Source organism: Bacillus sp. 11B20, assembly GCF_056098985.1.
Genome location: NZ_JBLZWZ010000007.1, coordinates 221,057 through 234,069, shown reverse-complemented (window position 1 = coordinate 234,069; position 13,013 = coordinate 221,057). Strand labels below are relative to the sequence as shown.

At 42.1% G+C, this 13,013-nt stretch carries 12 protein-coding genes; 1 reads left to right on the top strand and 11 read right to left on the bottom strand.

Going from position 1 to position 13,013, the window contains the following annotated elements; all coding sequences use genetic code 11:
• Positions 1-10 precede the first annotated feature (10 nt).
• From ACN6NB_RS05360 to ACN6NB_RS05350, 3 genes are all read right to left on the bottom strand, one after another.
• On the bottom strand, positions 11-973 hold the full coding sequence (locus ACN6NB_RS05360) for a BMP family ABC transporter substrate-binding protein (RefSeq protein WP_058838840.1): 963 nt from the start codon (positions 971-973) through the stop codon (positions 11-13).
• A 91-nt stretch (positions 974-1,064) separates the two neighbouring features.
• Complete coding sequence (locus ACN6NB_RS05355; RefSeq protein WP_247544373.1) at positions 1,065-1,640, bottom strand: nad binding enzyme; 576 nt, start codon at positions 1,638-1,640, stop codon at positions 1,065-1,067.
• Positions 1,641-1,713: 73 nt separating this feature from the next.
• Positions 1,714-2,454 carry a hypothetical protein gene (locus ACN6NB_RS05350; RefSeq protein ID WP_474253265.1) on the bottom strand — a complete coding sequence of 247 codons (741 nt, stop codon included), beginning with the start codon at positions 2,452-2,454 and terminating at the stop codon, positions 1,714-1,716.
• 212 nt (positions 2,455-2,666) lie between these two features.
• On the opposite strand from ACN6NB_RS05350, the gene ACN6NB_RS05345 reads away from it, so the two are divergent.
• Complete coding sequence (locus tag ACN6NB_RS05345) at positions 2,667-2,861, top strand: YjzD family protein (protein WP_003211779.1); 195 nt, start codon at positions 2,667-2,669, stop codon at positions 2,859-2,861.
• 126 nt (positions 2,862-2,987) lie between these two features.
• On the opposite strand, the gene ACN6NB_RS05340 is transcribed toward ACN6NB_RS05345, so the two are convergent.
• The 8 genes from ACN6NB_RS05340 to argJ all read right to left on the bottom strand — a co-directional run bounded on the left by ACN6NB_RS05340 (position 2,988) and on the right by argJ (position 13,010).
• A complete protein-coding gene (locus ACN6NB_RS05340) occupies positions 2,988-4,253 on the bottom strand; it encodes an MFS transporter (RefSeq protein WP_024426491.1) in 1,266 nt (421 codons plus the stop codon).
• A gap of 163 nt (positions 4,254-4,416) precedes the next feature.
• Positions 4,417-4,596, bottom strand: coding sequence for a YjzC family protein (locus ACN6NB_RS05335; RefSeq protein WP_008348517.1), 180 nt, complete (start codon positions 4,594-4,596; stop codon positions 4,417-4,419).
• 102 nt (positions 4,597-4,698) lie between these two features.
• Positions 4,699-5,649, bottom strand: coding sequence for an ornithine carbamoyltransferase (argF, locus tag ACN6NB_RS05330; protein WP_039177780.1), 951 nt, complete (start codon positions 5,647-5,649; stop codon positions 4,699-4,701).
• Positions 5,646-8,726, bottom strand: coding sequence for a carbamoyl phosphate synthase large subunit (locus ACN6NB_RS05325; RefSeq protein WP_247544374.1), 3,081 nt, complete (start codon positions 8,724-8,726; stop codon positions 5,646-5,648). The genes argF and ACN6NB_RS05325 overlap by 4 nt, the downstream gene beginning before the upstream one ends.
• A complete protein-coding gene (locus ACN6NB_RS05320) occupies positions 8,719-9,780 on the bottom strand; it encodes a carbamoyl phosphate synthase small subunit (protein ID WP_039177774.1) in 1,062 nt (353 codons plus the stop codon). Before ACN6NB_RS05320 ends, ACN6NB_RS05325 begins: the two co-directional genes overlap by 8 nt.
• A gap of 70 nt (positions 9,781-9,850) precedes the next feature.
• Positions 9,851-11,002 carry an acetylornithine transaminase gene (locus tag ACN6NB_RS05315; protein ID WP_474253264.1) on the bottom strand — a complete coding sequence of 384 codons (1,152 nt, stop codon included), beginning with the start codon at positions 11,000-11,002 and terminating at the stop codon, positions 9,851-9,853.
• On the bottom strand, positions 10,999-11,775 hold the full coding sequence (gene argB / locus ACN6NB_RS05310; RefSeq protein ID WP_041089795.1) for an acetylglutamate kinase: 777 nt from the start codon (positions 11,773-11,775) through the stop codon (positions 10,999-11,001). Before argB ends, ACN6NB_RS05315 begins: the two co-directional genes overlap by 4 nt.
• A 14-nt stretch (positions 11,776-11,789) precedes the next feature.
• Complete coding sequence (gene argJ / locus ACN6NB_RS05305) at positions 11,790-13,010, bottom strand: bifunctional ornithine acetyltransferase/N-acetylglutamate synthase (RefSeq protein WP_126682022.1); 1,221 nt, start codon at positions 13,008-13,010, stop codon at positions 11,790-11,792.
• Positions 13,011-13,013: the final 3 nt, after the last annotated feature.

The following is a 13,013-nucleotide window of genomic DNA, read 5'->3' as shown; positions in this document are numbered from 1 at the left end:
CGTCGTCTCCTCACTTTTCATTTGGCAGTTTGCCAGTTTTTTTGTAAGACGCAATATCACTTTCAATGTCTTTCACAAAAGCGTCGTCAATGGTGGTGCTAAATTTCCCCATCTCGATCACTCCTTCTTTAAAATCAAAGGAGTACTCACCTTGTTCATTTAGCTTGCCTTCATTAAATTTCTTTGCAATGATGCTGTACGCTTTATCAACATGCTGGACAGTGCTCGTTAAAACCGTATGACTTCCGAGGTTGGATTGATCGGTCACGTACCCGATCGCTGATAAATTATCGGCTTTGATTTGTTCAATGACAGGGATATTATAACCATCACCTGCGGGATACACAACATCTACGCCCTGCTTTTTTAATTTTTGATAGAGCTCCACCGCTTTGTCAGCATCATCCCAGTTTTCGACAAACTCTGCTAACACTTGTACATGTTCATCTTGATATTTTGCCCCTTTGATAAAGCCGTCTACCTCACTTTGCCAATCATATGTAGCAAGAATACCAATCTTTTTTGTTTTAGACATATGTGCAGCTGTCATGCCTCCGAAAAAGCCCATCGCTTCACCTTTAAATGTCACGTTTGTGACATTGTCCGCCTGAGGCTTGTTTCCATTGACCGTAATAAATTGTATGTTTGGATAATCTTCACTGATCAAGTTGAAAATTTCACTGTATTCATTGCCATGGCCAATAATCAAATTGACTCCTTTTTTATGGAATTCTTCAATGGCATCAACGATTTTCTCCTTGTCGACCATTCCTTCCTTATAATAAACATCTACACCAAATGTTGATTGGATACTTAATAAGCCTTTATAACCTTTCGTTCCCCAAACTTGATCATTGATCGTATCGGGGACGAGTAAACCCACCTTCTCAATTTTTCCTTTTAAAGGCGCCTGCGAGCAGGCAGATAATAGAAGAAGGAACGAAAAGATCATGACAAGCCGCTGGTACTTCATGCCATGTTCAACTCCCTTTTGCAACATGCAGTGATGAACCTGTATGTTAAATATAGGTTTATTTTATACTGAAAAAAGATAAGATGGAAGATCATTCTTGCTTTTTGTCGAAAAATGTTGAGTTTTGTCTTTTCCATTCAGCTATCATATCTTCTGCTTTTTTGTCATCTGTTTCGCTTTCTACCTTCAATTCATACGTCATGTCCTGTCTTTGACCTGTGTCTGATACCCATTGTAACAAGTTCTTCGCCACATCTTCTACAAAAAATGAATCTGCACGCTTTGTTTGATCTTCATTGAGTGTCCATGGTCCGAACATGTTAGGAAGAATCACTGCCGGCACATTCTGTTTTGCTGATTCGTTTTCAGGTTTATCAAAAAGAATCCGGTACATGCCATGCTTTGCTTTGATGTCTTCCTGCCTGTTATGCGGTTCCTCTAATTGAATAAAAATGAGATCATACGTGTCTTTGCTATCCTGAAGGTCAATGACACGAACGAGATCATTTCTGCCCAGCCACATCATCCGCTCTTCTAACAGTCCTTTTTGTTCTTCTTTAAGATCATGAGGACGCGTGATATCCACTTGAATGCCCTCTTTCATCATATATTCACAAAGTGTCAGGCCAAAAAACTCATCTGCCCCTATGATCAGTCCTGTTTCCATGTTCATGTCCCCTTTTTTAATATCGAATAAAAAGAAGAGCCCTTTCTATGAAGGGCTGTTATCATCCTATTCATCACAATTCTCTTTCATGCGATTTATAAAACTTGTGAATGGATTGAAAGATTCTTCTCGGATGATCAAACATATGCAGTGTGAGATCGATCTGACAATGTTCTGGATTTTTCATATGCTGATCAATAAAAGGTTTTGCGTGAAGTTCATATGCATAAGGTGCGCCGTTTAGTCTTTGCCATATATGAATCGGCACATGAGCAGAATGAACAGGGCAAGAAGGCAGTGGATACGTTTCAGCTTCCTTTTCAGAACAGCCATAGCTCTCTGCTAACTCTTTGATCAGCTGCTTGTAAAAGAATTTGTGTTCCTTTTCTCTTTCTCGTTGTGCATCCAGATTCAGACATGGATTCATCATCGCAATGGACCTTAACACTTCAGGCATCTCCTCAGCAAGGCTCATGGCAACAAGTGCGCCCATTCCCTCTGCGAGCACATGAATTTCCCGGTTTAATATTTCTTGTTTTAATGTGTGATGCACGAGCTGCTTGGCACTAAAAACAGCATCTCCGCATCCCCAGTGATTCCCATGAAGTTGACTATTAAACAATGTATATCCTTCATCCTTTAAGGCAGTTAAAAGCTGGTTTCTTCCATAATGCTGAAGCCAGAATGATGTATTTTCCTGCACAAAGTGATTTCGGTCACCGAGGATTAGAATGCCAAAGCCATTTGGTTTTTGAGGAAGGTGAATGATGTTCCACTGGGAACCAAGCTGGAAAAAACGTTCGCTTACACCCATATGGCCAGCCTCCTTTCAGTGATTCTGCTTTCTATGATATGAACAACCACTCTTGTAGGAATAAGGAAATCCCCTAAAGACAGAAGAATTCTTTTTATTTTTATAGCAGAAGGTCTAAAAATGGTCACATAAAGGCGGAAAACAGTCTTTTCCCTTCACTTGCATCTATGGTATGATAATCAATAGATTGTTACATAAAGGACGGTGGGATTATGCATTATATTATCACCCTCATTTGGACTTTTCTGCTGACACATATGGCTGGTTACATCGTTGCCTCTATGAATGGAGCTGCTTATGATTTTACGCTCACTTCCATTCTTGCAGTTGTGTTTACGGTTATTTTATTCATCTTTGCTGAAGTAAGTCCAATGAAAGAAACGGAAAGTTCAACAAAACACTCTTAATATGCAAGAAAACGATTTGTGAAAAAGAGCTAAAATGATGTTTAGCTCTTTTTTCTTTTTTTCTGCGTGATTGAAAAGCGGCATGCTAAAACCCCCTGTCTATAACATACAGGGGGTTTTTATTGTTCACACCTCGACGGTTTCGGACTTTTGTTTGTCCGCTGTCAAATGGCTTTTCGCAAGCCCTGTAAACAGGAAGATCGCGATACCTGATAAAATTTCAAGGATTCCTCCGCCAGCAATGACAGGTCCCGCTCCAAATCTTTCTGCCAGAACGCCTGATACGACAGCTGCAAGCGGGAGAAAGACATTTGATGACGCATTGATCACAGCATATACTTGCGGCTGATCCTCTTGGTCAACAGACGTTTGAATAATGACCATTTCCGGTACATTGATCGCACTGACAGCAGCTCCGAAAATAAAGGAAGCAAGCAGAACGACCGGCAGCCATGTACTCATCCCTGTAATAAAGAACGCTGCCCCTTCAATCATGCCAGCGACAATAAAGAACAAACCAAATCTCTTAATTTTGACCTTCGCTAGAGCAAAGCCCATCATAAATGCGCCAACTGCAGCAACGCCTCTTAAAATGGAATACACCATGGAGTCACTTTGCAACGCTTCTGCTACGTATACCGCTGAGAGCGCCTGCCACGGAGCTGCTGCGACATTCATTAAGATACAATACAGTGTGAGTGCAAATAAAATGTGATGGTTTTTGACAACGAGAAACCCTCTTTTTAAGTTATACAAATATGTATTCTTCGCTTGTTTAATGCCTGCTGCTTTTTCTTCATCCGTTTTCTTCAGTTTAACCCCGATAATAAACAGGCCAGAAATAACAAATAAAGCAGTGGTGATCAGCAGGGTATCAGCAGGTCCAATTAATTTAACCAAAAGACCAGCCACCATGACTGCTGCAAGTGCAACAATCTCAAAAGAAGATTGCAGGATCGCATTAGCCTTTTGAATGAGATGCTTTGGAACAATCTGCGGTAAGATGGCCACCGAAGCCGGATTATATGCTGCACCTGTTGCCGATTGAATAACCATTAATGAGATCAATAACCATAGAGGCAATAGATGCGAAAAGTGCAGAAGTGGAATAATGAGTACAATTGTTGCTCGAACAACATCTGAAGCGAACATCCATTTAGACAAATGATGCTTTTTCATAAGAGGTCCTAATATTGGGGCTAACAAAGATGAAGGGAGAACAGTTACTGCTAGAAGAAGTCCTGTACCGAGCGCTCCATCCCCTCTTAAAATCAATAGCCAAAGGACGGATGTAAAAGCAAAACTTTCCCCTGTGTTTTTAATGAGTCTTGATATGAATAATGAGGTGAAGCGTTTATTCCAAACACTTTCACTGAGATTCATCTTTTCCATCACACAAATCCTTTCAACAATATATTACATATTTTACCTTAAGTTCTCTTTTTTTCATACTATTTATTTGAAAATTGGAACTTAATTGTTTTTTATTATAAAGAAAAAAGAGGCATGACACATGCCTCTAAAGACTTATTCCTTATGACTCTTAGTCAATAGCTTACGGCTTTCTTTGGTAAGTCCAAACACGATTATGGTTCGAGTTATCAGGAAAGACATCGCCTGCTTTAAGCTTAATCTTTAAAGGATCTTTCACCATACTGCCAGTTTCACCGATCTCGATATATACACCATTATTTGGTGCCTTATTCCCTGATTTAAATTGATGCTGCTGACCCATTTTCATCCTCCTTTCTCGATTGATGTTATTATGTCCCGTCCCTTGACTCTCCAATCCTTTATGCAAAAAGTCCCTGCTCATACGAGTCAGGGACACTTTGATTTATTTGGATGGTTGATACATAAGTTCTTTCATTAACGCTTTTTGCACATGCAGGCGGTTTTCTGCCTGCTGAAATACTTTTGAGTGCGGCCCGTCAATAATATCTGCCGTCACTTCTTCGCCGCGATGTGCCGGGAGACAATGAAGGAAAATATAGTCCTTTGCCGCAAGACTCATCAGTTCGTCATTGATTTGATATTCTTTAAATTCAGCAAGACGTTTCTCTGTTTCTGCTTCCTGTCCCATGCTTGTAAACACATCTGAATAAATAACATCTGCATCTTTTACAGCTGCGACAGGATCTGTCGTCACGGTCACTTCTGCACCTGATTGTTTCGCAAACTCACGGGCAGTGTCTGTTACTTCTTGAAGTGGTTCATAGCCTTTTGGTGATGCAACCGCAATGTCACAGCCTAGCTGCGCACAGCCGACCATCAAGGAGTGCGCCACGTTATTTCCGTCACCGATATAGGCGACTTTGATTCCTTTTAACGTGCCTTTTGTTTCTTTAATCGTTAATAAATCAGCAAGTGCCTGACATGGATGTGAGTAGTCCGTTAATCCATTAATGACTGGAATAGACGCGTATTGTGCAAGCTCTTCAACCTTCTCATGCTCAAAGGTTCGAATCATAATACCGTTGACATAGCCAGACAGCACCTGCGCTGTATCACTGATGGTTTCCCCTCTGCCAATTTGCAAATCATTTGAGCTGAGGAAGAGCGCATGTCCTCCTAGCTGCGTCATCCCCGCTTCAAACGAGACACGGGTTCTAGTCGAAGATTTTTCAAAAATCATTGCTAACGTTTTCCCTTTGAATAAATCTTGATATGGGTTTTGTTTCATTTCTTCCGCTTTTTCAATTAAATATGCAATCTCATGGATTGAGAAATCTTTTAACGATAAAAAGTCTTTTCCGTATAATGCCGGTTGCACGTCGATTTGACTCATGCCGTCACTTCCTTTTTATATAATTCATGGAGTGATACTGGTGATACATCTCCATTTTTCCCTTGCAGGAATGCTTGAACTGTTTCATATTCAGTTAGAACTTGAACGCCGTGTGTGAGTGCTTTTACACGCTGCTCTTTTGCCTCTTCATCTTCTCCTAAATGAATATGAAGGGATTTATCTTCATTCTGCAGCCAGGATTCAAAGCTGCCAGTCCAGACGTCAAAGCCTGCATGTTTCGCTTCATCGATCAATTGCTCACTGCCTTGTATAAAGAGGCTTCCTTTTTTCTTCCAGATCGGTGCAAACACTTTTTTCAAGGCGCTTTCGGCGTTCTTGCCTACACACATTCCTTCTCCTGTCGCTTTCATTTCAGGTGTCAGCTTGAGGTCGATATCTTGAATGGCATGGGATGAGAACACTGGGAATTTGACCGCTGTCCCCCCTTTGTTTTTCGTTGCAGGGTTTAGCTCTTCAAGCGCCGCACCAGCTAATAATTGAGTGGCCATTGGGATCATATCAATGCCCATTACCTTACTGACGACTGGAACAGTCCGGCTTGCCCGCGGATTCACCTCTAATACAAGCGCCTGATCACCTTTGATGACAAATTGGATATTCATAATGCCCTTGAACGCTAATTTCTTCGTTATTTGTTCAGACGCAGTATGCACCTGCTGTTTGATATCTTCACTGATTGAGATGCTTGGTAAAATGGCAAAGCTGTCACCTGAGTGCACGCCCGCTTTCTCAATATGTTCTACGATCGTTGGAATGAAGGCTGTTTTTCCGTCAGAAATAAGATCCACTTCAACTTCTTTTCCAGTGACGTACTCATCAATTAAGATTGGGTATGGCAAATGATCTGGCTGATCGAGCAGTGATGCCAAATGTGCTTCTGACTGAACAACGATCATTCCCATTCCGCCAATGACATACGATGGGCGAATTAATACAGGGTAACCGATGCTTTTCGCATGTACGAGTGCTTCTTCTTTTGAATGAGCTGTATCTCCTTTTGCGTGAGGAAGGTTCAGTTCATCAAGAAGCTGATAGAATAAATCACGGTCTTCAAGTGCATCCAGCGTAGCAAAGGATGTACCTAACAACGTGACACCGGCTTTTTCTAAGCCTTCTGCGACGTTGATCGCAGTCTGTCCGCCAAATTGGACAATGACAAAATCAATTTGTTCTGCTTCCACAACGTTTAGGATGTGCTCTAATGTAATCGGCTCAAAATATAAACGATCTGCAATCTCATAATCAGTACTGACTGTTTCTGGATTGTTGTTCATCATGATGGTTTCAAATCCAAGCTTTTGCAAGGTAAGAACGCCATGAACGGCACTATAATCAAATTCGACCCCCTGCCCGATTCGAATCGGACCTGAGCCAATGATAAGAGCACGCTGCTTTGTTTTTTCTTGATGCTCACCATCACTTTTTCCAAAGTAGGTGGAATAGAAGTAATTCGTTTTTGCATCAAATTCCGCCGCACATGTGTCGACAATTTTAAATGTAGCAGCAATCCCGTACTCTTGACGGAGCTGCCTGATTGACTCTTCCGTTTGACCCGTAAGAAGAGCAATCGTTTCATCAAGGAATCCTTTTTCTTTTACCTTTTTCAAGGTATCTTTTGATAGCGTCCCCTTATGATCGTTCAATTCTTGCTCGAGCGTAATCATATTCTGGAACACATGTAAGAAGAATCGATCGATTTTCGTCGTTTGATGAATCGTTTCAACCGTTTCTTGTCTTGAAAGAAGCTCCATAACTGCGAAAAATCGGCGATCGTCTGGTGTTTTGATGAGTTCAAATAATTGTTCTGTCGATTGCTCTTTCAGTTCTGGCAGGTGGAAGCCCTTCGTTTTAATTTCAAGGGATGCAACTGCTTTTTGGATGGCTGATTCTAAATTCCGATCAATCGCCATGACTTCGCCAGTAGCCTTCATTTTTGTGCCTAATTGACGGTCTGCCTGTTTAAATTTATCAAACGGCCAGCGCGGGAATTTCACGACAACATAATCGAGTGCCGGCTCAAAACTAGCATAGGTTGTGCCTGTGAGCGGGTTTTTCAATTCGTCAAGCGTATACCCCACCGCAAGCTTAGCTGCCATTTTCGCAATCGGATAGCCCGTTGCTTTTGATGCAAGAGCAGATGAACGGCTGACCCGAGGATTCACCTCAATGACAAAGTATTCTTTACTGAGTGGATCAAGGGCAAATTGGATGTTGCAACCACCGACTACATCCAGTGCTGAAATGATTTTCAGGCTCGCTGAACGGAGCATTTGATAATCCTGATCCGTTAATGTCTGGGAAGGTGCAACGACAATTGAGTCTCCTGTATGCACACCAACTGGATCAATATTTTCCATGTTGCATACCGTGATACACGTATTTTGACGGTCTCTCATGACCTCATATTCGACTTCTTTAAAGCCAGCTATGCTTTTTTCAACTAAACACTGGTGAATCGGACTCGCTAAAAGAGCTCCTTCAATGAGCGGCTTAAATGCCTCTTCTGTTAGAGCGATTCCGCCGCCTTTACCGCCAAGTGTGTATGCTGGTCTTAGGATGACTGGGAAGCCGACTTCTTTTGCAAATTGAAGGGCATCTTCCGCATTATCCACAATTTCACTATCTGGCACAGGTTCGTTCAAATGCTTCATGAGAGCACGGAATTTCTCTCGATCTTCACCGTTTTCAATTGTTTCAACTGACGTTCCGAGCAGAGTTACCCCATGCTTTTTCAGCACACCGGCTTTTTCTAGCTCGACAGCAAGGTTTAAAGCCGTCTGTCCGCCAAGGTTGGCTAAAAGACCATCTGGTTTTTCCTTTTCAATGATTCTTGTCACTGAATCAACTGAAAGCGGTTCAAAATAGATTTCATCAGCAAATGACTCGTCTGTCATAATGGTTGCTGGGTTATTATTCACTAAGATGACTTTGTAGCCTTCTTCTTTTAAGGCCATACATCCTTGTGTTCCTGAGTAATCAAATTCTGCTGCCTGACCAATGATGATTGGACCAGACCCGATGACTAGAATGGTTTGTATGCTTTGATCTTTAGGCATGTGCGACTTCTCTCCTTGCTTGTTTCACTTTCTCAATAAAATCATCGAATACCCATTCACTTTCAGCAGGCCCTGGGTGTGCTTCTGGATGAAATTGAACTGACATAATCAGCTTTTCTTTATGAATGAATCCTTCTACAGATCCATCATTGACATGAAGGAATTTCACATCCACTTCTTTGTCATTCATGCTTTTTTCATTCACCACATAGCTGTGGTTCTGACTTGTCATAAAGACACGTTTGGATTCTGTATCCTGTACAGGATGATTCGCTCCCCTGTGGCCAAATGGCAGCTTATACGTATCCCCGCCAAGTGCTAGAGCGATTAATTGGTGACCTAAGCAGATTCCAAGTGTCGGGAATGTCATCATGATGTCATGAATCGTTTTTAAATATGGTGTCATGGTTTTCGGATCTCCAGGTCCGTTTGACAGCAGGATCGCATCTGGTTTGATCTCAAACACCTTTTCCATTTGTTTATATGGAATGACGGTTACTTTACAGCCGCGCGCTGCAAGCGAATCTGCAATTGATTTTTTAAAGCCAAAATCAATGAGCGCCACATGTTCCTCACCACTGCCTTGTGTGTAGATCTCGCTATCTGTCACCTGTGCGACGACATTGTCTTGTTTCATTGCAGGCGGCGTTTCGTTTTCGTCTACACTGAGCACAGCGTTCATCGTTCCATTTGCCCGGATGTTTTGCACGACTGCGCGCGTATCTGTATGTGTCAGAAGCGGAATATTCCACTTTTGTAAATAATCTTTTAAGCTGACCGCTGCAAGATGATGTGAAAAATGCTCTGCTGCCTCGTAAACAACCACCGCTTTTACTTGAGGCTTTTTGCTCTCAAAGTCTTCATGATTAATGCCGTAATTTCCGATCAGCGGATATGTGAAAACAATGATCTGACCTTTATAGGAAGGATCTGTGAGCACCTCTTGATAACCTGTCATACCTGTAAAAAAGACCACTTCACCTGTGATGCCAGCTTCTCCTGTCAGATCTCCTTCAAAAGAGGCTCCATCTTCTAAATTTAAATAACCTTTCATGCTTATGTCACCCCAAAATTGAATAATTAATGATACAAATGTATTTTTATACGTTTCTTTGTAAAAAAATTTACACCGAAACTGTTTTATTGGCTAATACTTGAACAATTGCTTCGATCGCTTGATCCAGCTCTGCTTTCTTCACATTCAGCGGAGGTAATAAACGAATGACATTGGGACCAGCTGGAAGCACCAGCAACCCCAGTTCTCTAAGAGCTGTGATATATTCACCGACTGGCTGACCACATTCAATACCTGCCATCAATCCTTTTCCCCGCACCTCTTTTACGATATTCAGCTGTTTGACATTTTGCAGCTTTTCTAACAAGTAATCACCCTTTTCTTTCACTTCTGAAAGAAACTCTTCTTGGAAAATTACATCGAGTGTCGCATTCACAGCAGCCATGGCAAGCATATTTCCACCAAATGTTGTACCATGTGAACCTGGGGAGAATGCATCTCCTAGAGCTTTTTTCCCTATAACTGCACCAACTGGAAAGCCGTTTCCTAACCCTTTTGCTGCAGAGATAATATCAGGATCAAGACACGTCTCTTCGTACGCAAATGCTGTTCCTGTTCGACCAATGCCCGTTTGAATTTCATCTACAATCAGCAGTGCTTCATGCTTTGTGCAAAATGCTTGAACTGCTTCTAGAAATTCTGGTGTCGCTGGATTCACTCCACCTTCACCTTGCACAACCTCCAGCATCACCGCTGCCACATTATCGACCGCACAGGCTGACATAGCGTCTGGATCATTAAACGGTACATAGTGAAAGCCTTCTAGCATAGGACCAAAGCCAGTTTTGATTTTATCTTGACCTGTGGCAGCCATACCAGCATACGTGCGCCCATGGAAAGAGTGCAAAAATGTGATGATATTTGTTTTCCCTGTCGCTTTACGTGCTAATTTAATGGCACCTTCATTTGCCTCTGCGCCGCTATTGCAGAAAAAAACGAGATCGCCTGAACTGTTTGCTGCCAGCTTTTCTGCTGCTTTTTCTTGCAGACCATTTTCAAACAGATTCGACACATGCCAGACGTGATCAAGCTGTTCCTTAATGGCTTGATTGACCTTTGGATGATTGTGGCCTAAATTTGTTACTGCAATGCCTTGGATAAAGTCTAAATATTTTTTCCCATTTGTATCGACTGCCCAAGAACCTGCTGCCTCTTTAATTTCAACATTCCACCGTCCATAATTTTGAAAAAGATGACTCACAGGACCGCCTCCTTTTGTTTTACGATTCTTGTGCCTTTAAAGGTTTCTCCTGTAAAGATACTGCCTTTGCCATTTACGATCATCACTTCATCTACATCACCTGATAAAGCACTCAAAGCGGATTGTACTTTTGGAATCATTCCCCCGGAAATAATGCCTTCATCAATGAGTGAAAGGGCTTCTTGTTCGGTGACGACATCTAATAGTTCACCATTTTTTAAAATGCCTTCAACATCTGTGACAAACATGAGCTTATCAGCTTTCATGGCTCCGGCGACAGCTGATGCTGCTAAATCAGCATTCACATTTAAGGTTTGGCATTCTTCCGTCATAGACAGCGGCGCAATTACAGGAATGAATTGTTTCTCCATGAGTGCTTCCGCCATTTCTGGATGAACTTCTTTGATTTCGCCAACGTACCCATAAACGTCTTGATCAAGGAAATCGGCGACAAGCATCTGCCCATCTTTACCGGATACGCCGACAGATGATATATCATGCTTTGCGAGCTCTGACACAAAGTATTTATTGACTGTTCCCGAGAGAACCATTTCGGCTACCTCTAACACAGGCTTCGTTGTTTTACGCTGACCGTCAACAAATTCTGTTTTCACTTCTAATTTTTGCAGCATGTCGGTGATTTCAGGTCCTCCGCCATGCACGATAGCCAGCTTAAATCCAGCAGCTTGAAGTGAGCGGACATTTTCATAAAAGGTATCTGAAAGTTCTCGAATGACACTGCCTCCACACTTGAACACGATCGTTTTATCCATGTCTATCTCCTTCTTTATGTGCGATAGCTCGCGTTAATTTTCACATAATCATAGGTGAGATCACAGCCCCAAGCTGCTGCTTCACCATTTCCCTCACTCATTTGAATGAAAATCGTAATCTCATCCTGCTCTAGATATGCTTTTGCTTCCTCTTCTGAGAATGGCTGCGGTTCATTGTGTTTGAATAAACATTGTCCGCCTAAATAAACTTCTACCTCTTCCGGAGTGACGGAAGCTGCGCTATGACCAATGGCTCCAACGATTCGGCCCCAGTTAGCATCCGTACCATATACGGCGGTTTTGACAAGACTTGAACCAACGATTTTTTTCGCAATGATGCCGGCTTCCAAATTATTTTTAGCACCAGCGACTTTCGCTTCGATTAATTTCGTTGCACCTTCTCCATCTCTCGCAATCTCTTTGGCTAAATCCTCACAAGCTAGTTTTAATCCTTCTTTAAACAAAGGCCATTCTGGATGCTCTTCATTGAGTACATCGTTTTCTGCCATGCCATTTGCCATCACGAGCACCATATCGTTTGTCGACGTTTCTCCATCGACGGTAATTTGATTAAAGGTCACATCCGTAATGTCACGAAGCGCTTGCTGTAAGGCTTCCTGTTCGACATTTGCATCTGTTGTGACAAAGCCAAGCATTGTCGCCATGTTCGGGTGAATCATGCCAGAGCCTTTTGCTGCGCCTGAAATGATGATCTCTTTTCCGTCTATCGTAAGGGTGTATGTTGTATTTTTAATGACAGTATCTGTCGTTAAGATCGCTTCTTCAAAATGGCCTTTTTCGGCTTTTGCTTCTTTTAACTCGGCGATGCCCTTTTTGATTTTATCCATCTCCAGACATTCCCCAATGACACCAGTAGAAGAAACAGCAATGTAATCAGGTACTACACCTAACATATCTGCACAGGCTGCCTGCATGTCGTACGCGTCTTTTAATCCCTGCTCACCAGTACATGCATTGGCGATGGCACTATTGACAATGACACCTTTTAATTGTCCTGTCTTTTTTAAGCTTTGTTGTGTGACTTTGAGAGGCGCAGCTTGAAAGTGACTTTGTGTGTAGACCGCTGCACTTGCTGCTGGTACTTCGCTGACGATGAGGCCAAGGTCTTTTTTTGAATAGCGCAAGCCAATGTGAATCCCCTTCGCTTCAAAGCCTTTTGGTGATGATACGTCACCGTCTATTTTGACAATGCTTTTTTCATTCAATTCGATCATGTT